This is a genomic window from Streptomyces sp. GbtcB7 (assembly GCF_019091445.1).
GTDB classification, from domain to species: domain Bacteria; phylum Actinomycetota; class Actinomycetes; order Streptomycetales; family Streptomycetaceae; genus Streptomyces; species Streptomyces mirabilis.
This window is the reverse complement of the sequence record NZ_JAGXJM010000024.1, coordinates 31,957-58,445: the sequence shown is the minus strand read 5'-3', so window position 1 is coordinate 58,445 and position 26,489 is coordinate 31,957. Positions and strand designations below refer to the sequence as shown.

The window sequence follows — 26,489 nt, the reverse complement described above, 5'->3', positions numbered from 1 at the left end:
CCCCTACCGGACCCGCGCCCCCTCGGGCCTACCTCCGACCCGCTCCACCGCCATCGCCCCCGCCCTGCACCCCTCCACCGCCGCCGCCTCGGGCTCGGCGCCCGCGAGAAGGGCGGCGAGGAACGCTCCGGTGAAGGCGTCGCCGGCGCCCGTGGTGTCGCGAGGGTCCGCGGGCACCGCGGGGACGTGGGCCCGTACGGCGCCCGAGCGGGCCACCAGGGCCCCGTCGGGGCCCTGCTTCGCGACGACCAGGGGGACGTGGCGGCTCAACTTGGCCGCCGCGTCCGCCGGATCGGGCAGTCCCGTCAGCAGGAACGCCTCGTCGCGACTGGGCAGCAGCAGGTCGACGCCCTCGGCGAGCGCGAGGAAACGGTCCGCGCCCAGTTCCGTGAGGAACCCCACCGACGCGGGGTCCAGGCTGACCGGGACCCCACGGGCGCGTGCCGACTCCAAAGCCACCGACACCAGCGCCCGGCTCGGTTCGGAGAAGAACAGATAGCCCGACAGATGCAGCCGCGCGACACCGTCGAGCAGCGCGGGCGACCAGTCGTCGGGGTCGAGCCGCAGGGAGGCCCCGCTGTCGGTGAGGAACGTCCGCTCGGCCGAGGCACCCTGGTCCACCAGGCAGATCACCGTCCCCGTCGGCGCCTGCGGATCGACGACGAGGAGGGGACGTACGCCGCAGGCCACCAGCTCGCGCTCGTGCCAAGCGGCGGCATCCGCCCCCACACGGCCCAGCAGCCGCACCTCCGCGTGGCCCCAACGCGCGGCCCAACATGCGACGTTGGCGCCTGCCCCACCCGGCAGGGTCCGGATCGCGGCGGCCGTGTCGGTGCCCGCCGCGAGTGGCCCGTGGTGCCGGGCGACGATGTCCGTGACCACGTCACCGACGACGAGCAGCGCCCCCGTCGCCGGGCCCACGTCCCGCCCGGCACCGCCCCGGTCCGCCCGGTTCGCGCCCCGGCCCGGACCGCCGTCGCGATCCGTCCCGTTCACGCCCCGGCCCAGGCCGCCGCGATCCGTCCCGCGAGTCGTACGTTGCCGCGCACCGCCGCCAGATTGGCGCTCAGCGACGCGCCGTCGGTGTGCCGCACCAGATGGTCGAGCAGGAACGGCGTCACGGCCTGCCCGCTCACGCCCTCCGCCTCGCACGCCCGCAACGCCTCGGCGAGCACGCGCGCGTGGAGCGCGGGATCGAGCTGCTCCTCCTCGGGGACCGGGTTCGCCACGATGAGCGCCGATTCCGGGCCGTCCAGCGCGTCCTGCGCGCGCATGACGTCCGCCACCTGCCCGGGGGAGTCCAGCGTCCAGTCCACGGGATGTCCCGAGTCGGACAGATAGAAGCCCGGGAAGCGACCGGTGCCGTACCCGGCCACCGCGACGCCCAGTGTCTCCAGGCGCTGCAGCGTCGCCGGAACGTCCAGGATCGACTTGACGCCCGCGCACACCACCGTGATCCGGGTCCGCGCCAGCAGGCCCAGGTCCGCCGACTCGTCCTGCGTCACCGTCCATTCCCGGTGCACCCCGCCGAGGCCGCCCGTCGCGAACACGCGGACGCCCGCGAGAGCGGCCAGCAGCGCCGTCGCGGACACGGTCGTCGCGCCGCTCGCGCCCGCCGCCACCGCGAGCGGCAGATCGCGGTGCCCCAGCTTGCGGATCCCGTCCTCGTTGGCAACCCGCTCCAGCTGCTCCTTGTCCAGTCCGACATGGGGCCGCCCGTCCAGCACAGCGATCGTCGCCGGTACGGCGCCCTCCTGCCGTACGACGTCCTCCAGCTCCAGCGCCACCTGCAGATTGCGCGGGCGGGGCAGTCCGTGCGCGATGATCGTCGACTCCAGGGCCACCACCGGCCGGCGCGCGTCGAGCGCCTCCCGCACCTCTTCGGACACCACGATCACGTGCCTGCCTCCTGTCTGTCGCCTTTCCTCATCTCTGGCGGGCGGCACGCCCGGTCAAACCCTTGCGACCTGCGGCGTACGACACCAGCCTGGGGGCATGACGGACAACTCGGCACGTCTTGACCATGTCGTCCTGTGGGTGCGCGATCCGGTCGCCTCGGCCGACTTCTACGAGAAGTCGGTCGGCCTGGAACCCGTGAGGGTCGCCGAATACGCGGAGGGGAAGGCGCCGTTTCCCTCCGTGCGCCTCAATGGAGAGACCATTTTCGACCTCATGGCCCTCCCCATGGCCGCGTACATGAACATGATCCCGGGCGCTGCGGACAGCGCGGGGCACCCGGTCAACCACGTATGCCTGTCCCTCCAGGAAGCCGATTTCGACGCGCTGCACACACGTCTGGAGGAACGGTCCGTCCCCCTCTCCGGCTTCTCGTACGACTCCTTCGGCGCCCGTGGCATGGCCAAGCGCAGCTTCTACTTCCAGGACCCGGACGGAAACGTCTTCGAGGCACGCCACTACGACTAGGTTCCGGGCCTTCGGACCACCCTCCGCGTGAGGCTTCCTCGCATGCCCTTAAGGTGACCGCTCATGACCACGAACACGCAGGCCACCCCGTCCTTCGCCGTGCACATCCCCGATGCCGAGCTGGAACCGGAGCCCCTGGACCCGGCTCAGGTCGTCTCCGGTGATCCGGTGGTGAGCGGCAAGGTGCTGTGGGAGTCGGCCGACGGCAAGCAACTGCGCGGCATCTGGCAGATCACGCCCGGCGTGGTGACGGACACCGAGGCCAACGAACTCTTCGTCGTCGTCAGTGGCCGCGCCACGATCGAGGTCGAGGGCGGTGACGTGATCGAGGTGGGCCCGGGCGACGCGGCCGTGCTGCGCGAGGGCGACCGTACGACGTGGACCGTGCACGAGACGCTCCGCAAGGCGTACCACATCAGCCTCTGAATCAGCCTCTGAGGCCCTTCGGTGCTCACCGGCGGCTTCGGCCTCGGCGCCGTGTGAACAGGGCCAGCCCGCCCAGCGGCACCAGCAGGCACGCGGCGAGGAGGTTCAGCCACCCGTAGCTCGCCTGTGCGACGACGAGACCGGCGGTCGCCCCACCGAGGCCGGCCGCCGTGTTCATGGTCAGGTCGGACACGCCCTGGGCGGCGGCGCGCGCGGCCTGGGGCACCGAGTCCGTCAGGAGCGCCGAGCCGGACACGAGCCCGGACGACCAGCCAAGGCCCAGGACGAAGAGCCCCGCGGCGATCTGTCCGTGGCTGCCGCCCGCCGTGCCCGCGAGGAGCGCCGCGCAGGCCAGCAGGCCCACGGCGAGCCCGATCCCCGAGAGCCGCCCGAACCGGTCCGAGAGCCGCCCCATGAGGGGCGAGAACGCGTACATGCCCGCGATGTGGCCACTGATCACCAGCCCGATCAGATCGATGCTCGCCCCGTGGTGTCCGAGGTCGACGGGGGTCATCGACATGATCGAGACCATCGCGGTGTGCGAGACGGCCACGGTCACGAGCGCCAGCCTGGCCCGCGGCGAGGCGGCGACCGCGGCGAAACCGGCGCGGATGGAACGCGCCTGAGCCGACTGCTCCTCGACGGGTGCCAGCGCCCGGGCGGTCAGCAGGGGATCGGGCCGCAGCAGCACGGCCACCAGCAGAGCGGACAGGAGGAATACCCCGGCCGCCCAGAGGAACGGCCCCGCCGCCTCGGGTATCCCGAGCCCGGAGACGCTGCGTCCGGCGGGCGCGGCGATGTTGGGCCCCAGCACCGCTCCGATCGTGGTCGCCCACACCACGTTCGAGATGGCCCGGGCACGCCGCTGCGGCTCGGCCAGATCGGCGGCCGCGAACCGCGCCTGGAGGTTCGCCGACGAGGCCGCGCCGAAGCCCGCCATGCCGAGCAGCAGCAGCGGAAAGCTCCCCACACACGCGGCGACCACGACGACGCCCGCTCCCGACGCCCCGATGAGGTAGGCCAGCACCAGGCCCGGGCGGCGCCCCCGCGCGGTCATCAGCGCGGCCAGCGGCACGGAGAGCACCGCCGTCCCGGTGACCGTCGCGGTGGGCGCGAGCCCGGAGAGCGACTCGGTGCCACTGACCTGCTTGGCCAGCACGGTGGCGAGCGCGATGCCGGTGGCGACGCCGAGTCCGCCGAGGATCTGACCGGCGATGAGTACGGCGGTGATGCGGCGTCGCAGCGCCGGTATCTCCTCGGCGTCCACGGGCACGGCGAGCTGCCGCTCGACGGAGGTCACGGCGAACACTCGGACGCGCTGGAATCGGCTCGGGTCACCGGCGCAGTTTCCAGCCCGCGCCCCACATGAACAAGGGTTGTCGCGAGCTATGAGCGCTGTCGGCTCCGCAGGTACGGCAGGTACGGGCAGGTAACGGCAGCCCGCACCGGCCACGGCAGGCACCGTACACAGCCGCCAGCCGCCAGCCGCCAGCCGCCAGCCGCCAGCCGCCAGCCGCCAGCCGCCGGCACCGCCCGTCAGAACAACGGCTCCGGCAGTACGCCTTCCAGCGCCAGCAGCTTCCGCTTGGTCTCCAGGCCGCCCCCGAACCCCCCGATGCCGCCGTCGCTCTCCACCACCCGGTGGCACGGCACGACGACCGGCAGCGGGTTCGAGCCCATGGCCACGCCCACGGCCTGCGCCGCGCCCGGCTGGCCGACCCGCCGGGCCAGGTCGCCATAACCCACGACCCCGCCGTACGGAACTCCCGAGGCCAGCTCGCGCAGCACCTGACGGTTGAACCCGGAGATCAGCGACCAGTCCAGCGGCAGCTCGAAGTCCCGCCGCTCGCCCGCGAAGTAGGCCGTGACCTGGCGTATCGACTCGGCCAGGAGCGGTGACCCGGGTGCCTCGACCGGCTGGGTGCCCAGACGCGCGGCCAGCCGCTCGAGTGCCTTGTCACGCACCGCGTCCGTGGCGTGGAAGACCACGTTCACCAGGCCGTCCGGTGTCGCCGCCAGCAGCAGCGGACCGATGTCCGTGCCGACGACGGCCCACACGACCCGCTGTTCGTCCTGCCCATCGCTGTTCATGCGATCCACCGTACGATCCGCCACTGACAATGCCCGCGGCACGGACGCCGCCCGGCGTCCGCACCACGGGCGAGAGCCCCGCCGACAACCGATCAGGTCTGTTGCAGAGCGCTCCGGATCACGTCGGGCTTGTTCGTGATCACGCCGTCCACGCCGTAGCCCGCCAGGCGCCGCGCGGTGTTCGCGTCGTCGATGGTCCAGGTGAAGACCTCCATCGGCCGGCTGTGGGGTCCGACGAACGAGTGGACCGCGGAGACATAGTCGGCCGAGAGGGAGGCGTGGTCCGGGTTGATCAGATCGGCGAACCGCGCGTACTCGTGCAGGCGCGCGACCGACGGCTTGCCCAGGAAGGCCGTCGTGATCCCGGGACGCAGTTCGTGGACCGTCCGCACGCTCTGCTCGCTGAAGCTCTGGACGACCAGCCGGTTCCTGAGATGGGCCGGATCCAGCCAGCCTTCGTTGCTCAGGACCTTGAGGGTCTGCCGCTCGATACCTGGATAGAGCTCGGGGTTCTTGATCTCCAGCACGAGCTTCTGGTGATTGTGCGAGACGCGGTTCATGTACTGCTTCAGCGTCGGCACACGGGTGCCCGCGTACCGGGGACCGAACCAGCTCCCCGCGTCCAGGCGCGCGATCTCCGCCGCGGTGAAGTCCTTGACCTTCCAGGGAGCCCGGTGCGGATAGACCTTCTTGACGTCGGTCGTACGCGCCAGGCTCGCGTCGTGGAGCACGACGAGCTCGCCGTCCTTGGTGCGCTGGACGTCGTTCTCGACCCAGCCGAAGCCCATCGCGGCCGCCTTGTCGATGGAGGCGAGGGTGTTCTCGGGCGCGTAGGCGGACGCTCCGCGGTGCGAGACGATCAACGGCGCCTTGCGCAGGGAGCCGGCCTGTGCGTGGGAGGTGGGCAGTATCAGGACGGTTCCCCCGATAAACGCGGCGGTCGTGGCGGCGGCAACGCGCGCGTGCATACGTACTCCTCGCGTCGAGCGATCACAGACAGATCAAGAGTGACAGCAGAGAGTCAACGACGGAGGGGTACGGGATGGACACGGATTGAATGGAGTTGACCAAGTCCGCTCACCGGCATCACACAGGTGCGGCGAGGTCGTGATTCTTTGCCGGAAAATCGTTCGACCATTCAGGTGAGGGTCATACTCTCTGCCTCGACCCTGGCCGTTGTTTCGGTCCCGAGGGTGGGGGCATTTCCGGGAATTTCTGGCGTAAAAGGGCGGGAAGGGCAGCCGCGCATGCAGGGCACGGTCGACGGCTTCAGTTACGGACTCGTCACACCGCTGGTGGCGTACCTCATGGCCTGCCTGGGCGGAGCGCTCGGCCTGCGCTGCACCACCAGATCGATGCTCGTCGCCCACTCCTGGCGGGCCGGCTGGCTCGCGCTCGGCTCGGTGGCGATCGCCTCGGGCATATGGACCATGCACTTCATAGCCATGATGGGGTTCACCGTGAAGGAGACCCCGGTCCACTACGACAAGCCGACGACCTTCGCGAGCCTGGGCGTGGCCATCGTGATGGTCGGCATCGGGATCTTCATCGTGGGTTACCGGGGCGCCACCGGAACGGCGCTCTTCACCGGGGGCACCATCACCGGTCTGGGAGTCGCCTCGATGCACTATCTGGGCATGGCCGGCATGCGCCTCAACGGGAACCTCGAGTACAACACCCTCACCGTCTCCGCCTCGGTGGTCATAGCCGTCGTCGCCGCCACCGCCGCTCTGTGGGCGGCGGGGCAGGTCCGGGGATTCCTCTGGAGCGTGGGCGCCAGCCTCGTCATGGGACTGGCCGTCAGCGGTATGCACTACACGGGCATGGCCGCCCTCAGCGTCCATCTCCACGGCACGTCCCATAGTCCCGACGGCGACTCGGCCGCCGCACTGCTCGCGCCCATGATGATCGGCCCGCTGGTCTTCCTGTGTCTGGCGGGCGTCGTCGTGATGTTCGACCCGCTGATGGTCATGGGCAGGCCCGACTGGAGGCCCACGGAGCACCGGCCCGGCGTCCCGGCCCACTCCACGGTCCAGTACGTGGGCCGCCGCCCCCTGCCGCGCGCCGGCCGCGAGCGCGGCCACCGCAGCTCACGCACCCCCCAGAACCGGTGATCCGGGCCCGTTGTCAGTGCGGGGTCGTACGGTGGAACCCATGCGGCCCGTATCAAAGATCGAACGTTCGGTGGCGCCCTTCGAGGTCGTCAGCCCCTACCAGCCGAGCGGTGACCAGCCGGCGGCCATCGCCGACCTGGAAAAGCGCATCCGCGCGGGTGAGAAGGATGTCGTCCTGCTGGGCGCGACCGGCACCGGCAAGTCCGCCACCACCGCGTGGATGATCGAGAAGCTCCAGCGCCCCACGCTCGTCATGGCACCGAACAAGACGCTGGCCGCCCAGCTGGCCAACGAGTTCCGCGAGCTGCTGCCGAACAACGCGGTCGAGTACTTCGTCTCGTACTACGACTACTACCAGCCCGAGGCCTACGTCCCGCAGTCGGACACCTACATCGAGAAGGACTCCTCGATCAACGAGGAGGTCGAGCGCCTGCGCCACTCCGCGACCAACTCGCTGCTCACCCGCCGCGACGTCGTGGTGGTCGCCTCGGTCTCCTGCATCTACGGCCTCGGCACGCCGCAGGAGTACGTCGACCGGATGGTCAGCCTCAAGGTCGGCGACGAGATCGACCGCGACGACCTGCTGCGCCGCTTCGTGGACATCCAGTACACGCGCAACGACGTGGCGTTCGCTCGCGGCACCTTCCGGGTCCGCGGCGACACCATCGAGATCTTCCCGGTCTACGAGGAGCTCGCCGTCCGCATCGAGATGTTCGGCGACGAGATCGAGGCACTCTCCACGCTGCACCCGCTCACCGGTGAGGTCATCAGCGACGACAACCAGGTCTACGTCTTCCCGGCGTCCCACTACGTGGCCGGCCCCGAGCGCATGGAGCGCGCGGTCAACGACATCGAGAAGGAACTCGGGGAGCGCCTCGCCGAGCTGGAGAAGCAGGGCAAGCTCCTGGAGGCCCAGCGCCTGCGCATGCGTACGACGTACGACCTGGAGATGCTCCGCCAGATCGGCTCCTGCTCCGGCGTCGAGAACTACTCGATGCACTTCGACGGCCGCGAACCCGGCTCCCCGCCGAACACACTGATCGACTACTTCCCGGACGACTTCCTGCTCGTCCTCGACGAGTCGCACGTCACGGTCCCGCAGATCGGTGCCATGTACGAGGGCGACGCCTCCCGCAAGCGCACCCTCGTCGACCACGGCTTCCGGCTGCCCTCCGCCCTGGACAACCGCCCCCTGAAGTGGGAGGAGTTCCAGCAGCGCATCGGGCAGACCGTCTATCTGTCGGCGACCCCGGGGAAGTACGAACTCTCGCGGGGTGACGGCTTCGTCGAGCAGATCATCCGCCCCACCGGCCTGATCGACCCCGAGGTCGTCGTCAAGCCCACCGAGGGCCAGATCGACGACCTGGTGCACGAGATCCGCAAGCGCACCGAGAAGGACGAGCGCGTCCTGGTCACCACCCTCACCAAGAAGATGGCCGAGGACCTCACCGACTACTTCCTGGAACTCGGCATCCAGGTGCGCTATCTGCACAGCGACGTCGACACCCTGCGCCGCGTCGAGCTGCTGCGCGAGCTGCGCTCGGGCGAGTTCGACGTCCTGGTCGGCATCAACCTGCTGCGCGAGGGCCTCGACCTGCCCGAGGTCTCCCTGGTGTCGATCCTCGACGCCGACAAGGAGGGCTTCCTGCGTTCGGGTACCTCGCTGATCCAGACCATCGGCCGCGCGGCGCGCAATGTCTCCGGCCAGGTCCACATGTACGCCGACCGGATCACCCCGGCGATGGAGAAGGCCATCGAGGAGACCAACCGCCGCCGGGAGAAGCAGGTCGCCTACAACGAGGAGAGGGGCATCGACCCGCAGCCCCTCCGCAAGAAGATCAACGACATCGTGGCCCAGATCGCCCGCGAGGACATCGACACGGAGCAGTTGCTCGGCTCCGGATACCGCAAGGGCAAGGACGGCAAGGGAGCCAAGGCCCCCGTGCCCTCGCTCGGCGGCAAGGCGGCCAAGTCCGCCAAGGGCAAGGCCAAGGAGACGGTGCCGACCGACCGCCCCGCGGCCGAACTCGCCGAGCAGATCGAGGAGATGACGGAGCGGATGCGGGCCGCCGCGGCCGACCTCCAGTTCGAGATCGCGGCACGGCTGCGCGACGAGGTGTCGGAGATGAAGAAGGAGCTGCGCCAGATGAAGGAGGCGGGCCTGGCCTGAGGCCCCCGTCCACCGTGCCGGACCTCGGCGGATGCGCGCTGTGTTGCAACACCGACACAAAGCGCGCCCCAGGGTTCGGCACGGTCGTCGGCGCTGCGTAGGGTGCTGGACATCCGCGGACTCCGCGGCAACAGGGGACAGCTCGAGAGGGGAACAGCGCGTGACGGTCAACATGACCAAGGGTCAGGCCATCAGTCTGCAGAAGAACGACGGGGGCACCCTGACCGCGGTGCGCATGGGGCTCGGCTGGCAGGCGGCTCCCCGGCGCGGCCTGTTCGGCTCGCGCACCCGGGAGATCGACCTCGACGCGTCCGCCGTACTGTTCGCGGACAAGCAGCCCGTCGACGTGGTGTTCTTCCGTCACCTCGTCAGCGACGACGGATCCGTGCGGCACACCGGTGACAACCTGGTCGGTGGCGTGGGCCAGGGTGGTGACGACGAGGCGATCCTCGTCGACCTCCAGCGCGTCCCGGTCCACATCGACCAGATCATCTTCACCGTCAACTCCTTCACGGGCCAGACGTTCCAGGAAGTGCAGAACGCGTTCTGCCGTCTGGTCGACGAGACCAACGGCCAGGAGCTCGCCCGCTACACGCTCGCGGGCGGCGGCCAGTACACGGCGCAGATCATGGCGAAGGTGCACCGCGCGGGCCCTGGCTGGCAGATGACGGCCCTGGGCACACCGGCCAACGGCCGTACCTTCCAGGACCTGATGCCCGCGATCCTGCCGCACCTGTAGGCAGCGCGGCGCCCGGCACACGAAGCGACACGGGGGGACAAGGCGATGACGGCCGAGCTGGTCCGGGGGCAGAACCACCCGCTCTCCCAGGCCCGTCTTGAGGTCCGCGTATCGGCCGGCCGGCCGATCGTGGCCGGGGCCACGCTGAGCGACGAGCAGGGCAGGGTCCGGGGCGTCGAATGGGTGGCTCACCCGGGCGCGCCGACCCTGCCCGGACTCGAGGTCTCCAAGCAGGCGGCGGCCGACCACCGCCTCGCGTTCGACCTGGACGCCCTGCCGGGGACCGTGCACCGCGTCAGCGTGCTGCTCGCACTGCCGACCGGCGTTGGTGGCCCTGTCCGGTTCGGGGCCGTCGCCGCCCCCTTCGTCGCCGTCACCGGCCTCGACGGCTCCGAGGTCGCCAGCTACACCATCACCGGCCTGGACACGGAGTCGGCCGTCGTCGCCCTGGAGCTCTACCGCAGACAGGGCGTCTGGAAGGTACGCGCGGTCGGCCAGGGATACGCGGGCGGCCTCGCCGAACTCCTCACCGACCAGGGCCTGTCCGAGGCCCGGCAGCTCGCGGGCAGCATCAACGAAGCGGTGGCCCAGGGACTGGCCCGCTCGGTGTCGGCACCCCCGCCGCGTACGGCGGACACGGACCGCTCACGACAGGCGGCCGCCTCGGCGCCGGGACCGGACCAGCCGTACGCCGCACCGCAGGGCGCCCCCGGGACCGTACCGCCGCAGTCCCCGTACGACGCGCCGGGTCCGCAAGGAGCCACGGTGCCGCAGACGGGCTATCCGGGAGGCCCCGCGCAGCCCGACCCCTCCGCCGTCACCCAGCCGTCCGCCCCCACGGGCGGCCCGGTCAACTACAGCCACCCCGGCAGGCAGGCCGCCGCGCCGCCCCCTCCTGCGCCGACCGCACCACCGGCCGCGCCGGGGCAGCCCGCGCAGCCCGTCGCCGGTGACGCGACCGGCTGGTCCATGGAGGAGCGGCTCTACAACCAGGTGTGGGGCATGTTCGAGGACCTGGCGCGCACCACGGCCGCGTATCGCAGCGCCGTCGACTTCGCCGACTCGCGCATGGAGCAGGAGCTCGACAAGGTTCTGTCCGACCCGCGCAGCCGGATCGGCGGGCAGGGCGACGCCGCGCGTGAGGCGGCCCAGGCCAAGCGCGCCGGCCTGGTCGACCAGGCCCGCGCCGCGCTCGACCGGGACCTCGCCCAGCTCGCGGCCGAGGCCGAAGTGGTCGAGCCCGCGCTGCCCGCGGCGTACGCAGCCTGGGACAACCCGGTCTGGCACGGCTACCGGGTGCCCATGGAGATCCCCATGGCCCTCCGCCTCGGCGACCTCCGGCTGCCCGAGAGCGAGAACCTGAGCATCCCGATGCTGGTCCGGCTTCCGCTCGAACGTGGCCTGTGGATCGACAGTGGACGCGCCGGCCTCGACGACCCGCTCGCCGACTCCGACGAGCTGCGCCGACTCGCCATGGACACGGCGGTGGCGCATGCCGCCCGGCTGCTCGCCGTCTATCCCGCGGGTGAGTTCACGGTGCACGTGATCGACCCGGCCGGTTCGGGAGCCTCGTGTCTCGCGCCGCTGGTGCGTTCCGGAGTCCTCGACGCTCCGCCCGCCGCCGGGGCCGCGGGGGTGGGCGAGGTGCTGGCCCGGCTCACCCAGCGTGTCGACCTGGTGCAGATGGCGGTGCGTGGCGGCGTGGCCGACTCGCTGCCGCCGGACCTCGACACCGCCGAACAACTGCTGATCGTCAACGACTTCCCGCACGGCTTCGACGACCGCGCCGTGACGCAGTTGCGCTATCTCGCGGACGAGGGACCGGCCGTCGGCGTCCATCTGATGATGGTCGCGGACCGGGAGGACGCCGCCGCCTACGGGCCGCTGCTCGATCCTCTCTGGCGTTCGCTGTTGCGACTCACCCCGGTGCCCGACGACCATCTCGCCGACCCGTGGGTGGGGCACGCCTGGACGTACGAACCCGCGCTCGTCCCGCCGGGCAGTCAGGTGCTCCAGCAGGTGCTCTCCCAGGTGGCGGCGGCCCGCTGCTCATGGAACCGCTGACCCGCAAACGGCTTTGCCAAGCATCGGTAAAGCTCTCTGACCAGCGGGCTTGGTCTTTCTTTTACTAATCGCTTTACCTTTCCTTGGTGTTTCGGGTACTGTTTTCCGTACGGAGGGGAGTACTCCCTACCAGTAGCGGCGTTCCCGTCAATACGGATCCGACCAGATCCCGGGGCGTCGGCCCGTGGGCCGCGGACGCATCACGCGTCCCCTCGGTCGCGGGTGGAAGAGACCTCCGGCAGCGACGACGCTGGTATTTGCCGTTACGACTGCCGGAGGCGCAGTGGATGTTTCCGTGACCCTTTGGGTCCTCACGATCGTGGGCCTCGCCGCCCTCATCGCGGTCGACTTCTTCATCGGTCGCAAGCCGCACGACGTATCGATCAAGGAAGCCGGAATCTGGACGATCGTCTGGATCGCTCTGGCCGCACTGTTCGGCCTGGGACTGCTCGTGTTCTCCGGCGGCCAGCCCGCCGGCGAGTTCTTCGCCGGCTTCATCACCGAGAAGTCGCTGAGCGTCGACAACCTCTTCGTCTTCGTCCTGATCATGGCGAAGTTCGCCGTGCCGACGCAGTACCAGCAGCGGGTACTTCTCGTCGGCGTCCTCATAGCGCTCGTCCTGCGCACGATCTTCATCGTCGCGGGCGCCGCGATCATCTCCAACTTCGCCTGGGTCTTCTACATATTCGGCGCGTTCCTCATCTACACGGCCTGGAAGCTGATCCAGGAGGCGCGGGCCGACGAGCCGGAGGAGGAGTTCGAGGAGAACAAGCTGCTCAAGGCCGCCGAGAAGCGCTTCGGTGTCGCCGACCGGTATCACGGCACGAAGCTGTGGATCCAGCAGAACGGCAAGCGCGTCATGACGCCGATGCTGGTCGTGATGCTCGCGATCGGCACCACGGACGTACTCTTCGCGCTCGACTCGATCCCCGCGATCTTCGGCCTGACCCAGGACCCGTACATCGTCTTCACGGCCAACGCGTTCGCGCTGATGGGTCTGCGCCAGCTGTACTTCCTCATCGGCGGTCTGCTCAGGAAGCTGGTCCACCTCAGCTACGGCCTGTCCGTCATCCTCGGCTTCATCGGCGTCAAGCTGGTGCTGCACGCACTGCACGAGTCCGGCGTCCACGTTCCCGAGATCTCCATCCCGGTCTCGCTCGGGGTGATCTGCGCGGTCCTGGTCGTCACGACGATCACCAGCCTGATCGCCTCCAAGAAGCAGGCGGCGCTGGAAGCGTCCGAAGGCGCTTCGGAGACCTCGACGTCTGAGAAGTCCCCGACGAACAGCATCGACGTCTGATCACGTCGGAGGCGGCAACAGCCGCCTCGTGGCGGGGTGCGCGGCCGCAGGTCGCGCACCCCGCCAGGTGTTCGCTCGGGCGACCATCGGAATGCGGGGCCCGTCCGCGCCTGCGACGATCGCTGCATGATCGCTCGGCTCCGGTCACTCCTGACGCAGTGGACGGCCGTCGTGCCCGTGGTCGCGGTGGTCCTGCTGGCCTTCACCTGGGGGCGCGACCTGCCCGGCGCGATCGTCGCACTGGTGACCCTGGTCCTGGCGGGGGCGGTGCTGGCCGCGGTCCACCACGCCGAGGTGATCGCGCACCGGGTCGGCGAACCCTTCGGATCCCTCGTCCTGGCCATCGCCGTCACGATCATCGAAGTGGCGCTCATCGTCACCCTGATGGCGGACGGCGGTCCGAAAAGCTCGACGCTCGCCCGTGACACGGTGTTCGCGGCCGTGATGATCACGTGCACCGGCATCGTGGGACTGTGCCTGCTCGTCGCCTCCCTGCGTCACGGGCTCGCCGTCTTCAACGCGGAGGGCACCGGCGCCGCCCTCGCGACCGTCGCGACGCTGGCCACGCTCAGCCTGGTCTTCCCGACCTTCACCACCAGCAAGCCGGGCCCGGAGTTCTCCACGACCCAGCTCACCTTCGCCGCGCTCGCCTCACTCGTCCTGTACGGCCTGTTCGTGACGACCCAGACCGTGCGGCACCGCGACTACTTCCTCCCGATCACCCGTCTGGGCGAGGTGATCGACGTGGACGAACACGCGAACGCCCCGTCCGCCCGTGCCGCCGGGATCAGTCTGGGCCTGCTCACCCTGGCCCTCGTCGGAGTGGTCGGCCTCGCCAAGGGCGTGTCGCCCACCATCGAGTCCGGCGTCGAGGCGGCCGGTATGCCGCAGTCCGTGGTCGGTGTGATCATCGCACTGCTCGTGCTGCTGCCGGAGACCATCGCCGCGGTCCGGTCGGCCCGCCGCGACCGGGTACAGACCAGCCTGAACCTCGCCCTCGGCTCCGCGATGGCCAGCATCGGTCTGACGATTCCCGCGGTCGCCCTGGCGTCCGTCTGGCTCTCCGGGCCTCTCGTACTCGGCCTCAGTTCCACCCATATGGTGCTGCTCGCGCTCACGGTGGTCGTGAGTTCCCTGACCGTCGTCCCCGGACGCGCGACCCCCCTCCAGGGAGGCGTCCACCTGGTGGTGTTCGCGGCGTACTTGGAGCTGGCGGTCACTCCCTAGCCGACGCTCAGCCGGTCGAGCCGCCGCTGAGCCGGTGGAGCCGCCACTCACTCCGTGGCCGGTGCGACAGCCATCCGGGGCACCGGCCGGGTCTCCGGCAGCAGTGCGAAACACCCGAGGCTGAACAGGGCGATCCCCGTCAGATACGCCGCCACACCCCAGGGCACCCGCTCTCCCTCGGCCACCGCCGTCGCCACGATGGGCGTGAGCGCGCCGCCCAGGACCCCGCCCAGGTTGTAGCCCACCGCCGCCCCCGTGCAGCGCACCCGAGGCTCGTACAACTCCGGCAGATACGCGGCGATCACGGCGAACGTCGTGATGAACGCGAGCAGCGCCACCAGGAAGCCCAGGAACATCAACAGGGGTTCGCCGGTCGAGAGCAGCGCGATCATCGGGAACATCCACAGTGCCGAGGCCGTACACCCCGCCAGACACAGCGGCCGCCGTCCGTAGCGGTCGCCGAGAAGGGCCACCACGGGCGTGAGGGAGCCCTGCACCACCACGGCCGCCATGATGCAGGACAGCATGACGGTACGGCTCACCCCGAGGCGCTCGACGCCGTACGCGAGCGCCCAGGTCGTCACGGCGTAGAACACGGCGTAGCCGACCGCGAGTCCACCGGCCGTCAGCAGGACGAGCCGCCAGTGGTCGCGCACCACCTCGGCGAGCGGCACACGCGCGTGGTCCTCCATTTCGAGGAAGCTGGGGCTCTCCGCGAGCGAACTGCGCAGCCACAGCCCCGCGGCGGCGAGCAGGCCGGCCACCCAGAACGGCACCCGCCACCCCCATGCCGCGAACTGCGCGTCGGACAGCGTTGTCGACAGCATCAGCATCACGCCGTTGGCCAGCACGAACCCCACGGAGGGGCCGATCTGCGGAAAGCTCGACCACAGTGCGCGCCGCTCGGCGGGCGCGTGCTCCGCGGTCAGCAGCACCGCACCGCCCCACTCCCCGCCGAGCCCGAGCCCCTGAAGGAAACGCAGCACAAGAAGGAGCACGGGAGCGGCCGTACCGATCGAGTCGTACGTCGGCACGCACCCGACCGCGACGGTCGCGGCGCCGGTCAGCAACAGCGAGGCGACGAGCACCGGCCGCCGTCCGCGCCGGTCCCCGATGTGCCCGAACAGCATCGAGCCGAGCGGGCGGGCGACGAACCCGACGCCGAACGTCGCGAAGGCCGCCAGCGTTCCCGCCAGCGGTGAGAAGGTCGGGAAGAACAACGGTCCCAGGACCAGGGCGGCCGCGGTCCCGTAGACGAAGAAGTCGTAGAACTCGATGGCCGTTCCGGCGAGCGAGGCGGCCGCGAGCCGGAGCATGGAGGGCGCCCTTACGGTGTGTACGTCGTGCATGCCGCGTCAACTACCCACGGTGACGGACGGTTACGGGGGCGCGCGGGAGCGTGGTGCGCGTCGGAGGCTGATCGCGATGCGCCGGAGCGGACCGACCTCGTACTGCTCGGAGCGGGTCTCGTCACGGAACGGCGGGTGTCATCACGGAAAGGCGGGTCTCATCACGGATTGGACGGCCCGTCACCACCGCGCCGTGGCGTGATAGACCGGGTCCGAGCAGCGGTCCGCAACGGGCCGGCAGATCTGGAAGGACCGGAGGAACCGTGCCCCGCACCCTCGCCAACGCCCCGATCATGATCCTCAACGGGCCCAATCTGAACCTCCTCGGGCAGCGTCAGCCGGAGATCTACGGCTCGGACACGCTCGCGGACGTGGAGGTCCTGTGCGCCAAGGCGGCCGCGGCGCACGGCGGCACGGTGGACTTCCGTCAGTCCAACCACGAGGGCGAGCTGGTGGACTGGATCCACGAGGCGCGCCTGAACCACGCCGGGATCGTGATCAACCCGGCCGCGTACTCGCACACCTCCGTCGCGATCCTGGACGCGCTCAACGCCTGTGACGGCCTTCCGGTGGTGGAGGTCCACATCTCCAACATCCACCAGCGCGAGGCGTTCCGGCACCACTCGTACGTCTCGCAGCGGGCCGACGGGGTCATCGCGGGGTGCGGGGTGCAGGGGTACGCGTTCGCGGTGGAGCGGGTGGCGGCGCTGGCGGGGACGGGGCAGGCGCAGGCCTGACTCAGAGCCGCCCCGCCTCCACGATCCGGCGCAGGAACCGCTGGGTGCGCTCCTGTCGCGGGCTACCGAAGAGTTCCTCGGCCGTGCCGCGTTCGAGGACCACACCGCCGTCCAGGAAGCACACCTGGTCGGCGACCTCGCGGGCGAAGCCCATCTCGTGCGTGGCCAGCACCATGGTCATGCCCTCGTCCTTCAGGTCCCGGACGACGGACAGGACCTCACCCACGAGTTCCGGGTCGAGGGCGGCGGTGATCTCGTCGAGGAGGAGCAGTCGGGGACGTACGGCCAACGCGCGGACGATCGCGGCCCGTTGCTGCTGCCCGCCGCTCAGCCGGTCGGGATACTCGCCCGCCTTCGCGCCGAGGCCGAGCCGGTCGAGCAGCTCACGCGCGTGTGCCTCGGCCTCCGCGCGGCTCACACCGTGCACGCGGCGCGGGGCGAGCGTGATGTTCTCCAGCACGGTCATGTGCGGGAAGAGGTTGTACGCCTGGAAGACCACGCCGATCCGACGGCGTACGGCGTCGTGGTCGGCCCTCGGGTCGGTGATCTCCTCGTCGTCCAGCCAGATCGCGCCGTCGTCGATCTCCTCGAGGAGGTTCGCACAGCGCAGCAGGGTCGACTTGCCGGAGCCGGAGGCGCCGATCAGCGCGGTCACCGTGTGCGGGGCGACCTCCAGGTCGACGTCCCGCAGTACGACGGAGTCGCCGAAGGTCTTGCGGACGGATTCCATCCGCAGCGCCGGTGTGCCGGTCATATGGTCCCTCCCTGGGCCCGCTGACGGTCCATCCGGGCCGTGATCCAGTCCGTGAAGCGGGTCATCGGAATGGTCAGCGCGACGAAGACCAGTCCCGCGACGATGTACGGCGTGTAGTTGAGGCTGCGGCCCACGATGATGTCGGCGGCCCGCACCGCGTCGACCGCGCCGCCGATCGACACGAGCCCGGTGTCCTTCTGGAGGGACACCAGGTCGTTGAGGAGCGGCGGCACCTGGCGGCGTACCGCCTGGGGGAGGACGACGTAGCGCAGGGCCTGCCGGTTGGTGAGCCCGAGCGAGCGGGCCGCGGCGCGCTGCGAGGGGTGGACGGACTCGATGCCGGCGCGGAACACCTCGGCGACGTACGCCGAGTACGTCAGCGTCAGCGCCGTGCCGCCCAGGAGGACCGGGTCCACGGTGACGCCCTGCAGCCGCAGCGCGGGGACGCCCAGGACCACGATCATCAGGTTGATGATGAGCGGGAGGCCGCGGAAGAAGTCCGTGTACGCGGCGGCCAGCGCCCGTACGGGGAAGAACACCGGGCCGCGCAGGGTGCGGGCGATGGCGATCAGCATGCCCAGGACGAGGACCGCGGCGCCGCATATCAGGAGCAGCCGTACGTTCAGCCACAGCCCTTCCAGGACCTTGGGGAACGCCTCGCGCGCGTACTGCCCGTTGAAGAACGTCTCCTTGGTGCGCGACCAGCCGGGCGCGTTGACGACGACGAGGTACAGCACGGCGCCGGTGACCAGGGTGGAGAGCGCGGCGATGGCCGTCGCGCGGCGGGCGCGGGCGCGCTTGTGGCGCTCCCGTTCGATCCGCCGCTGCGACGGGACGTACGCCTCGGGCATGTCGCCCGCGCCGGAGTCCGCGCCGGAGTCCGCGCCCGGCTCCTCTCCCGGCTCCTCCTGCGACTCCTCCTTCGTGACGGTCACTTGAGCACCGGAGCGTCGACGGCCTCGGACAGCCACTGCTTCTCGATCGAGGCGAGCGTGCCGTCCTGGCGCAGGGCGTCCACGGCCTTCGTCACGCACGGGGTCAGGGCGCTGCCCTTGTCGAGGACGAGTCCGAACTGTTCGGGCGTGCCGGCGGTGTTCTCGAACTGTCCGACGATCTTGGCGTCGGTCACCTCGGCCGCCGTGATGTAGAACGCGGTCGGCAGGTCGACCACGATGGCGTCGACCTGGCCGTTCTTCAGCGCGGACTTGGCCTGGTCGTTCTTCGCGTACGCGGCCGGCTGCTGGGTCGGCTTCACCACGTCGTCGATGTAGTTCAGGCTGGTGGTGCCGACCTGGGCGCCCAGCTTGACGCCCTTGAGGTCCGCGATGCTCTTCGCCTTCGCGGCCTTGGAGCCCTTGAGCGCGATGACGGCCTGGCGGACGTCGTAGTAGCCGGACGAGAAGTCCACCGCCTTCTTGCGCTCGGCGCTGATCGACACCTGGTTGATGTCGAAGTCGAAGGTCTTCACGCCGGGCGCGAAGGCCTTGTTGAAGGGGACGGTCTGCCAGACGACGTCGCTCTTGTCGTAGCCGAGCTGCTTGGCCACGGCGTACGTGACCGCGGACTCGAAGCCCTTGCCGTTCGCGGGCTTGTCGTCCTTGAACCACGGCTCGTACGCGGGCTCGTCGGTCGCGATGGTCAGCTTGCCGGACGTCCGGGTGCCCAATGCGCCCTTCGCGCAGGATTCCCCGGTTGTCCCGGAGGCCTTGGCGGAGGCTTTGTCCTCCGGCTGCGGGGCACAGCCCACGGCGACGGCGAGCAGGGCGACGGTGGCGGCGGACGCGGCGCGGCGCAGGGTGCGTTGGGCGAGATGCATGGCGGGAGAGTGACAGCGTGGCATGCCGTTTGTCGAGGTCACAGCGGCAAAAGTCCGCATAGTGGGAACGTGTGTTGCGGTCCTGTGAACGCTCGATGAGAAGAGCCGCGGATCGGCCTGCCGACGGCTTTGCCGGGGCCGCCGGCCGAGGGCGGGGATCAATGGGCCGGCGGCCCGTTTCGCGTCAGGAGCCGTCGACCTGAGCGGGGCTGCTTCCAGTGGACTGCACCACCGCACGCGCCGGGAGCGCGCGCGGGGCACCGGCGCGTGCGCTCCATTCACACGGGGCGCGTGTTCGCGGACTTCACGCCCCCCGGCCGGGGTTCGTCGTACGACGCGGACCGGTCGGGGTTCGTTCGTCATACGCCCTCGGAGTCACCAGCCGCGCGCGTGCCATTCCGGAAGGTGCGGCCGCTCGGCGCCCAGCGTCGTGTCGTTGCCGTGCCCCGGGTAGACCCAGGTCTCGTCCGGCAGTGCGTCGAAGATCTTCGTCTCGACGTCGTGGATGAGGCTGGCGAACGCCTTCGGGTCCTTGCGGGTGTTGCCCACGCCGCCGGGGAAGAGACAGTCCCCGGTGAACACGTGCGGGTGCCCGTGCGGGTCGTCGTAGACGAGGGCGATCGAGCCCGGTGTGTGCCCCACGAGGTGGCGCGCGGTGAGTTCCACGCGCCCCACCCGGATCGTGTCGCCGTCGCCCACGAGGACGTCGGTCGGCACGGGGATGCCCTCGGCGTCGTCCCGGCCCGCGTACGTGCGTGCGCCGGTGGCCACCACGACCTCCGCGAGCGCCTGCCAGTGGTCGCCGTGCTGATGTGTGGTGACGACGGACGCGATGCCGTCGTCACCGATCAGCGTGAGCAGGGTGCCGGCGTCGTTGGCCGCGTCGATCAGCAGCTGCTCGTCGGTGGCCCGGCAGCGCAGCAGATAGGCGTTGTTGTCCATCGGGCCGACCGCGACCTTGGAGATCATCAGGTTCTGCAGCTCGTGCACATCGGCAGGTCCGCCGACCTTCACCGCTCCGCTGTACGTCATGACGGCAGCCTATAGCGGGGGGAGCGCGGGGAGTGGCCCGCCATCGACGCTCAGCCCCGAACCGTCGCGCCGTCCGCAGAGCCAGCCGAGCAGCGCCGGTGCGGGACCGGTCACGGTGACCTCGGGTCCGCCCTCGGTATCGCGTCCCGTGCTCCACGCGCGCGTGGCGTCGGTGATCCGGGTGGAGGGCACCTCGGGGTGCCCCGTGAACCGATCGGCGAGGAACGCGATCTCCCGTTCCACGAACTCCTCCGGGAGATCCTCGAGCTCGTACCCGATCCCCAGGTCCACGTGATGCAGCTCGACCTCGCCCCAGCGTCGGAACGGCACCCGGGCCGCGGAGTCCGTGACCCCGTTGCGCAGCTCCACCGTGCGCGACCAGTCCGCGGGCGCCGCCCCCGCGTCCTGGAACCGGGCCGCGCTCTCCCGCAGGTCCGCGAGCTGTCCGTCCAGGGGGCGGGGCGCGTCCCGCTCGATGTCGGCGTCCCGGGCTTCCCCGGAGACGTACATGGGGAGCCCGTCGAGGACGTTCACGAGCGCGTCCGCGTTACGGGAGAGGTGGGCGAGCACATGGCCGCGGCTCCAGCCGGGCAGCCGTGACGGCTCGGCCGCGGAAGCGTTGTCCAGTTCGGCGGCTGCGTTGAGCAGCCGTTCGGTCGCGTCACGTACAGACGCCAGGTCGCGCACATGATCCATCATGCGGCCGACCCTAGCCCCGCCACACGTTCGGGTGAAGGTGGTCGGCCACGCCAGCAAATCGAATGCACGTGCTATACCCTCGGGTGCGGCGTCGGGCATGCTGGATGGCCCGGGATTGTTGTGAACCAGGGAAAGCAACCGGCGCTGTCAGTGGCTCCCCCTAGTCTGGGAAAGACGGGGGCCTCGGCCCCTGTCACTTCTCTCAAGAAAGGTGCGGACCGGCGTGGCCGACCGTCTCATCGTCCGTGGAGCGCGCGAGCACAATCTGAAGAATGTCTCGCTCGACCTCCCGCGCGACTCGCTCATCGTCTTCACGGGCCTGTCGGGGTCGGGCAAGTCCTCGCTGGCCTTCGACACGATCTTCGCCGAGGGGCAGCGGCGTTACGTGGAGTCACTGTCCTCGTACGCCCGGCAGTTCCTCGGCCAGATGGACAAGCCGGACGTCGACTTCATCGAAGGCCTCTCCCCGGCGGTCTCCATCGACCAGAAGTCGACCTCGCGCAACCCGCGCTCGACGGTCGGCACCATCACCGAGGTCTACGACTACCTGCGTCTGCTCTTCGCGCGCATCGGCAAGCCGCACTGTCCCGAGTGCCGCCGCCCCATCACGCGCCAGTCGCCGCAGGCCATCGTCGACAGGGTTCTGGAGCTGCCCGAGGGAAGCCGCTTCCAGGTCCTTTCGCCGCTGGTGCGCGAGCGCAAGGGCGAGTTCGTCGACCTCTTCGCCGATCTCCAGACCAAGGGGTACAGCCGGGCCAGGGTCGACGGTCAGACGATCCAGCTCACCGAGCCGCCCACGCTGAAGAAGCAGGAGAAGCACACCATCGAGGTGGTCGTCGACCGCCTCACGGTGAAGGACTCCGCCAAGCGCCGCCTCACCGACTCCGTGGAGACCGCCCTCGGGCTCTCCGGCGGCATGGTCGTGCTCGACTTCGTCGACCTCCCCGAGGACGACCCCGAGCGCGAGCGCATGTACTCGGAGCACCTGTACTGCCCGTACGACGACCTGTCGTTCGAGGAGCTGGAGCCCCGCTCCTTCTCCTTCAACTCGCCCTTCGGCGCCTGCCCAGAGTGCACCGGTATCGGTACGCGCATGGAGGTCGACCCCGAGCTGATCGTCCCGGACGAGGACAAGTCCCTCGACGAGGGCGCCATCCACCCCTGGTCGCACGGGCACACCAAGGACTACTTCGGGCGGCTCGTCGGAGCCCTCGCCGACGCGTTGGGATTCCGGACCGACATCCCCTTCGCCGGTCTCCCGCAGCGCGCCAAGAAGGCCCTGCTCTACGGCCACAAGACGCAGATCGAGGTGCGCTACCGCAACCGGTACGGGCGCGAGCGTGTCTACACCACCCCCTTCGAAGGGGCCGTCCCCTTCATCAAGCGGCGGCACAGCGAGTCCGAGAGCGACGCCAGCCGCGAGCGCTTCGAGGGCTATATGCGCGAGGTGCCCTGCCCCACCTGTGAGGGCACCCGCCTCAAGCCGCTCATCCTCGCCGTCACCGTCATGGAGAAGTCGATCGCGGAGGTCTCCGCGATGTCGATCAGCGACTGCGCGGACTTCCTGGGCAAGCTGAAGCTCGACGCGCGCGACAAGAAGATCGCCGAGCGCGTCCTGAAGGAGGTCAACGAACGGCTGCGCTTCCTGGTCGACGTCGGCCTCGACTACCTGTCGCTCAACCGCGCGGCCGGCACGCTCTCCGGCGGCGAGGCCCAGCGCATCCGCCTGGCCACCCAGATCGGCTCCGGCCTCGTCGGCGTCCTGTACGTCCTCGACGAGCCGTCCATCGGCCTGCACCAGCGCGACAACCACCGGCTGATCGAGACCCTGGTCCGGCTGCGCGACATGGGCAACACGCTCATCGTCGTCGAGCACGACGAGGACACCATCAAGGTCGCCGACTGGGTCGTCGACATCGGCCCCGGCGCGGGTGAGCACGGCGGCAAGGTCGTGCACAGCGGCCCCTTGAAGGAACTGCTCACCAACGCCGAGTCGATGACCGGCCAGTACCTGTCGGGCAAGAGGGAGATCCCGCTTCCGGACATCCGCCGGCCCGCCGACCCGGGCCGCAGGCTCACCGTGCACGGCGCCCGTGAGAACAACCTCCAGGACATCGACGTCTCCTTCCCGCTGGGCGTGCTCACGGCGGTCACGGGTGTCTCGGGTTCCGGCAAGTCGACGCTGGTCAACGACATCCTGTACACGCACCTGGCGCGCGAGCTCAACGGCGCCCGGAACGTTCCCGGGCGGCACACGCGTGTGGACGGCGACGACCTCGTCGACAAGGTCGTGCACGTCGACCAGTCGCCCATCGGCCGCACCCCGCGGTCGAACCCGGCCACGTACACCGGAGTCTTCGACCACGTCCGCAAGCTGTTCGCCGAGACGACCGAGGCGAAGGTGCGGGGCTACATGCCCGGCCGCTTCTCCTTCAACGTCAAGGGCGGCCGCTGCGAGAACTGCTCGGGCGACGGCACCATCAAGATCGAGATGAACTTCCTGCCGGACGTGTACGTCCCCTGTGAGGTCTGCCACGGGGCGCGCTACAACCGGGAGACCCTGGAGGTCCACTACAAGGGCAAGTCCATCTCCGAGGTCCTCGACATGCCCATCGAGGAGGCCCTCGGCTTCTTCGAGGCCGTCCCCGCGATCGCCCGCCACCTGCGCACGCTCAACGACGTCGGTCTCGGCTACGTCCGGCTCGGCCAGTCCGCGCCGACGCTGTCCGGCGGCGAGGCCCAGCGCGTCAAGCTCGCCAGCGAGCTGCAGAAGCGTTCCACGGGCCGCACGGTGTACGTGCTGGACGAGCCGACCACCGGTCTGCACTTCGAGGACATCAGCAAGCTGATCACGGTGCTCTCCGGTCTGGTCGACAAGGGCAACACGGTCATCGTCATCGAGCACAACCTCGACGTCATCAAGACCGCCGACTGGGTCGTCGACATGGGCCCGGAGGGCGGCAACGGCGGCGGTCTCGTGGTCGCCGAGGGCACGCCCGAGCAGGTCGCCGGGGTTCCGGCCAGCCACACCGGCAAGTTCCTGCGCGACGTCCTGGGTGCGGACCGGATCAGCGACGCCGCCTCCGTACCGGCTCCCCGCAAGGCGGCGGCCAAGAAGGCGGTCGCGGCCAAGTCGACGGCCAGGAAGACGACCACGAAGGCCGTGAACAACACGGCCACGAAGAAGGCCGCCGCGGCCACCAGCACCACGGCCACGAAGAAGGCGATCCCCGCGAAGAAGACGACGCGGGCACGCAAGGCCTGATCCGGCCGGACGGGCCGGGCCCGACACATCACGAAGAACACGGTGCCCCATGGGAACTCCCCATGGGGCACCGTCCGTTGCACGGTCAGCGGCCCTTGGAGCCCATCGGTCTCAGTGGGTCCAGCTGTCGGTCTCAGAGGGTCCAGCTACCTCAAGGGGCGTCGAGTTCCGCCGCGAACGGCGGCTCCGCGCCCGCTCGGGAGCAGGTGATCGCCGCCGCGCGGGCCGCGAACCGCAGCAGCTCGCTCCAGCTGTCGGGGCCCAGCTCGGCCAGCGCCGCCGGGGACAGCGCGTCCCGCGCGGCCAGGCCGTGGAGCAGGGCCGCGTTCACCGTGTCTCCGGCGCCGATGGTGTCCACGACCTCGACCGGCTCACCGGGCACGGAGTGGACGGAGCCGTCCTGGGTGAACACCGTCAGGCCGTCGCCGCCCTGGGTGATCACGACGGCCGCGGGACCGGACGCCAGCCACTCGCGCGGGGTGCCGCCCAGCCACAGCGCGTCCTCCTCGGAGAGCTTGAGGAGCGACACCGACGGCAGCCAGCTCTTGAAGCGGGCCCGATAGGCGTCCGCGTCGGGGATGAGCACGGCCCGGATGTTCGGGTCGAGCGTGGTGAACACACCGCGCGCGGCGGCGGCCCGCATCAGCTCCTCGTAGGCGCTCGCGCCCGGCTCCAGGACCAGCGAGCAGGTCCCGAAGGACACCGCCCGGGTGGCGTCGGGGAGGCGCTCCGGCGCGGCGAACAGGCGGTCGGCCGTGCCCTCGACGTAGAAGGAGTACGCCGCCGAGCCGTCCACGTCGATGGAGGCGACCGCGAGGGTCGTCGGCTCCGTCCCGCGCTGCACCGAGGACACGTCGACGCCCGCCTCGCGCAGCCCGCCGAGGAGCGCCTCGCCGTACGCGTCGTACGAGACCCGGGAGCAGAAGGCGGTGGGGGAGCCGAGGCGGCCCAGCGCCACCGCCGTGTTGTAGGGGCCGCCGCCGCGTGCGGGCCGCAGGTTGACGAGTGCGCCCGCGCCCTGCGGTACCAGGTCGATCAGGGCCTCACCGGCGACGACGATCACGACAGGGATCCTTTCGCGGGACTCTTCTGACTCAGGTCGGTGGGGGAGGCCCCCGATGTCCCGGGGGGCTCGGCGCAGCCGCACGAGGTGCGGTGGACGAAGGCGCAGGGGAGCCGCACGGTGCGGGCCGGGCGGTCCGGCGAGGCGAGCCGTTCCAGGAGCAGCCGGACGGCCTGCGCGCCGATCTCCTTGCTGGGCTGGGAGATCGCGGTCAGCCGGGGCGCGAACAGATCCGCCCAGGCGAAGTCGTCGAAGCAGCACAGCGCCAGGTCGTCCGGCACGGACAGACCGCGTTCGCGCAGGGTGCGCAGGGCCCCGATGGTCATCGCGTTGTTTCCGGTGACCAGCGCGGTCGGGGGCGCCGCCAGGGACAGCAGCGCGTCGGTGGCGCGTTCGGCGGCCGTCGCCTCGGAGTCGCCGTGCGCCACGAGCCGTTCGTCGTAGGGGAGCCCGGCGCCCGCGAGGCCGTGGCGGTAGCCGGAGATCCGCTCGTTCGTGGTGCTGAGCCCGGGCAGGCCCGCGACGAGCCCGATGCGCCGGTGACCCCGTTCGGCGAGATGCCCGACCAGCCGTGCCATCGGCTCGGCGTTCTCGGCGCAGACCTGGTCGAAGCGGAAGGGGTGGTCGGCCGGAGCCTCGACCAGGCGGTCCAGGAAGACGGTCGGCACGTTGTGCTGCCCGAGGTAGCGCAGGAGCGCGTCCGGATCGGCGGAGGGTGCGACGATCAGACCGTCGACGCGTCGCTCGTGCAGCAGCTGGACGACCTTCCGCTCGTGCTGGGGATCGTCGTGCGGATCGGCGAGGAGCAGCCCGTACCCGTGCTCCAGGGCGCCCGCCTCGACGCCCTGGAGGATCTCCGTGAAGTACGGGTTGCTGATCGCCGACACCGCGAGGCCGATGGACCGGGTGCGTGCGGTGACCAGCGAACGGGCCAGGGTGTTGGGCGTGTAGCCGAGCGCGTCGATGGCGTCCAGGACGGCCTGGCGGGTGTGGGGCAGCACGGGGCGCGTGTCGTTGAGCACATGGGAGACGGTCGCCACGGACACTCCCGCGTGCGCCGCCACGTCGACCATCGTTGCCATCGCCCTGCCTCGCCTCTCCCCGGGCGACCCACTGGGGCCCTCCCCGAACTCTCGGCCTGCTCCGGCGGGAACGTATCGCATTCGACGGTAGACGTAAACGCTTGCGCAAACGTTTACGTCCGGTCACCCGCACATAT

At 70.4% G+C, this 26,489-nt stretch carries 23 protein-coding genes; 10 read left to right on the top strand and 13 right to left on the bottom strand.

Annotated features, from left to right (window positions below; translation table 11 throughout):
- Positions 1-3: 3 nt before the first annotated feature.
- Positions 4-921 (bottom strand): sugar kinase, encoded by a 918-nt coding sequence (locus KVT44_RS33795; RefSeq protein ID WP_308314190.1) that lies wholly within the window; start codon positions 919-921, stop codon positions 4-6.
- A gap of 71 nt (positions 922-992) precedes the next feature.
- Positions 993-1,898, bottom strand: a complete 906-nt coding sequence (locus KVT44_RS33790; protein WP_099923232.1) for a pseudouridine-5'-phosphate glycosidase — start codon at positions 1,896-1,898, stop codon at positions 993-995.
- A gap of 97 nt (positions 1,899-1,995) precedes the next feature.
- Between KVT44_RS33790 and KVT44_RS33785 the strand changes: the two genes are divergently transcribed.
- Together KVT44_RS33785 and KVT44_RS33780 are read left to right on the top strand one after the other, a co-directional pair.
- Positions 1,996-2,424, top strand: coding sequence for a VOC family protein (locus KVT44_RS33785; RefSeq protein ID WP_099923233.1), 429 nt, complete (start codon positions 1,996-1,998; stop codon positions 2,422-2,424).
- Positions 2,425-2,487: 63 nt separating this feature from the next.
- The gene (locus KVT44_RS33780; RefSeq protein WP_181651699.1) at positions 2,488-2,850 is read left to right on the top strand and encodes a cupin domain-containing protein; all 363 of its coding nucleotides are present in this window, start codon (positions 2,488-2,490) and stop codon (positions 2,848-2,850) included.
- A 25-nt stretch (positions 2,851-2,875) separates the two neighbouring features.
- Here the strand turns inward: KVT44_RS33780 and KVT44_RS33775 are convergent, their stop codons facing one another.
- The 3 genes from KVT44_RS33775 to KVT44_RS33765 all read right to left on the bottom strand — a co-directional run bounded on the left by KVT44_RS33775 (position 2,876) and on the right by KVT44_RS33765 (position 5,909).
- Positions 2,876-4,150, bottom strand: a complete 1,275-nt coding sequence (locus KVT44_RS33775) for an MFS transporter (RefSeq protein WP_217571111.1) — start codon at positions 4,148-4,150, stop codon at positions 2,876-2,878.
- 236 nt (positions 4,151-4,386) lie between these two features.
- A complete protein-coding gene (locus KVT44_RS33770; protein ID WP_217571109.1) occupies positions 4,387-4,941 on the bottom strand; it encodes a methylated-DNA--[protein]-cysteine S-methyltransferase in 555 nt (184 codons plus the stop codon).
- 92 nt (positions 4,942-5,033) lie between these two features.
- Positions 5,034-5,909, bottom strand: a complete 876-nt coding sequence (locus KVT44_RS33765; RefSeq protein WP_217571107.1) for a glycerophosphodiester phosphodiesterase family protein — start codon at positions 5,907-5,909, stop codon at positions 5,034-5,036.
- A 279-nt stretch (positions 5,910-6,188) separates the two neighbouring features.
- On the opposite strand from KVT44_RS33765, the gene KVT44_RS33760 reads away from it, so the two are divergent.
- From KVT44_RS33760 to KVT44_RS33735, 6 genes are all read left to right on the top strand, one after another.
- A complete protein-coding gene (locus tag KVT44_RS33760) occupies positions 6,189-7,055 on the top strand; it encodes an MHYT domain-containing protein (RefSeq protein ID WP_190170267.1) in 867 nt (288 codons plus the stop codon).
- Positions 7,056-7,095: 40 nt separating this feature from the next.
- Positions 7,096-9,225: an excinuclease ABC subunit UvrB gene (gene uvrB, locus KVT44_RS33755; RefSeq protein ID WP_099923238.1), complete on the top strand. Its 2,130-nt coding sequence runs from the start codon at positions 7,096-7,098 to the stop codon at positions 9,223-9,225.
- 160 nt (positions 9,226-9,385) lie between these two features.
- On the top strand, positions 9,386-9,964 hold the full coding sequence (locus KVT44_RS33750) for a TerD family protein (protein WP_054235941.1): 579 nt from the start codon (positions 9,386-9,388) through the stop codon (positions 9,962-9,964).
- A gap of 45 nt (positions 9,965-10,009) precedes the next feature.
- The gene (locus tag KVT44_RS33745) at positions 10,010-12,028 is read left to right on the top strand and encodes a TerD family protein (RefSeq protein ID WP_217571106.1); all 2,019 of its coding nucleotides are present in this window, start codon (positions 10,010-10,012) and stop codon (positions 12,026-12,028) included.
- Positions 12,029-12,311: 283 nt separating this feature from the next.
- Complete coding sequence (locus tag KVT44_RS33740; protein WP_099923240.1) at positions 12,312-13,328, top strand: TerC family protein; 1,017 nt, start codon at positions 12,312-12,314, stop codon at positions 13,326-13,328.
- Positions 13,329-13,454: 126 nt separating this feature from the next.
- A complete protein-coding gene (locus KVT44_RS33735; RefSeq protein WP_190170269.1) occupies positions 13,455-14,555 on the top strand; it encodes a calcium:proton antiporter in 1,101 nt (366 codons plus the stop codon).
- A 47-nt stretch (positions 14,556-14,602) separates the two neighbouring features.
- Here the strand turns inward: KVT44_RS33735 and KVT44_RS33730 are convergent, their stop codons facing one another.
- A complete protein-coding gene (locus KVT44_RS33730) occupies positions 14,603-15,904 on the bottom strand; it encodes an MFS transporter (protein WP_229888996.1) in 1,302 nt (433 codons plus the stop codon).
- Between the two features lie 263 nt (positions 15,905-16,167).
- Here KVT44_RS33730 and aroQ point away from each other — a divergent pair, with 263 nt between their 5' ends.
- Complete coding sequence (gene aroQ, locus KVT44_RS33725; RefSeq protein WP_099923243.1) at positions 16,168-16,641, top strand: type II 3-dehydroquinate dehydratase; 474 nt, start codon at positions 16,168-16,170, stop codon at positions 16,639-16,641.
- 1 nt (position 16,642) lies between these two features.
- On the opposite strand, the gene KVT44_RS33720 is transcribed toward aroQ, so the two are convergent.
- The 5 genes from KVT44_RS33720 to KVT44_RS33700 form a co-directional block, all read right to left on the bottom strand.
- Positions 16,643-17,395, bottom strand: a complete 753-nt coding sequence (locus KVT44_RS33720) for an amino acid ABC transporter ATP-binding protein (protein WP_217571104.1) — start codon at positions 17,393-17,395, stop codon at positions 16,643-16,645.
- On the bottom strand, positions 17,392-18,330 hold the full coding sequence (locus KVT44_RS33715; RefSeq protein ID WP_217571102.1) for an amino acid ABC transporter permease: 939 nt from the start codon (positions 18,328-18,330) through the stop codon (positions 17,392-17,394). The genes KVT44_RS33720 and KVT44_RS33715 overlap by 4 nt, the downstream gene beginning before the upstream one ends.
- Positions 18,327-19,211 carry an ABC transporter substrate-binding protein gene (locus KVT44_RS33710; RefSeq protein WP_217571100.1) on the bottom strand — a complete coding sequence of 295 codons (885 nt, stop codon included), beginning with the start codon at positions 19,209-19,211 and terminating at the stop codon, positions 18,327-18,329. The genes KVT44_RS33715 and KVT44_RS33710 overlap by 4 nt, the downstream gene beginning before the upstream one ends.
- A gap of 375 nt (positions 19,212-19,586) precedes the next feature.
- Positions 19,587-20,243: an MBL fold metallo-hydrolase gene (locus KVT44_RS33705; protein WP_075026258.1), complete on the bottom strand. Its 657-nt coding sequence runs from the start codon at positions 20,241-20,243 to the stop codon at positions 19,587-19,589.
- Between the two features lie 9 nt (positions 20,244-20,252).
- On the bottom strand, positions 20,253-20,942 hold the full coding sequence (locus KVT44_RS33700) for a maleylpyruvate isomerase family mycothiol-dependent enzyme (protein WP_217571098.1): 690 nt from the start codon (positions 20,940-20,942) through the stop codon (positions 20,253-20,255).
- Between the two features lie 223 nt (positions 20,943-21,165).
- Here KVT44_RS33700 and uvrA point away from each other — a divergent pair, with 223 nt between their 5' ends.
- Entirely contained in the window at positions 21,166-24,207 is a 3,042-nt protein-coding gene (gene uvrA / locus KVT44_RS33695; protein ID WP_217571096.1) for an excinuclease ABC subunit UvrA, read from the top strand.
- A 151-nt stretch (positions 24,208-24,358) separates the two neighbouring features.
- On the opposite strand, the gene KVT44_RS33690 is transcribed toward uvrA, so the two are convergent.
- Both KVT44_RS33690 and KVT44_RS33685 read right to left on the bottom strand, forming a co-directional pair.
- The gene (locus KVT44_RS33690) at positions 24,359-25,270 is read right to left on the bottom strand and encodes a carbohydrate kinase (RefSeq protein WP_217571094.1); all 912 of its coding nucleotides are present in this window, start codon (positions 25,268-25,270) and stop codon (positions 24,359-24,361) included.
- Positions 25,267-26,352, bottom strand: coding sequence for a LacI family DNA-binding transcriptional regulator (locus tag KVT44_RS33685; protein WP_217571092.1), 1,086 nt, complete (start codon positions 26,350-26,352; stop codon positions 25,267-25,269). The genes KVT44_RS33690 and KVT44_RS33685 overlap by 4 nt, the downstream gene beginning before the upstream one ends.
- Positions 26,353-26,489 lie beyond the last annotated feature (137 nt).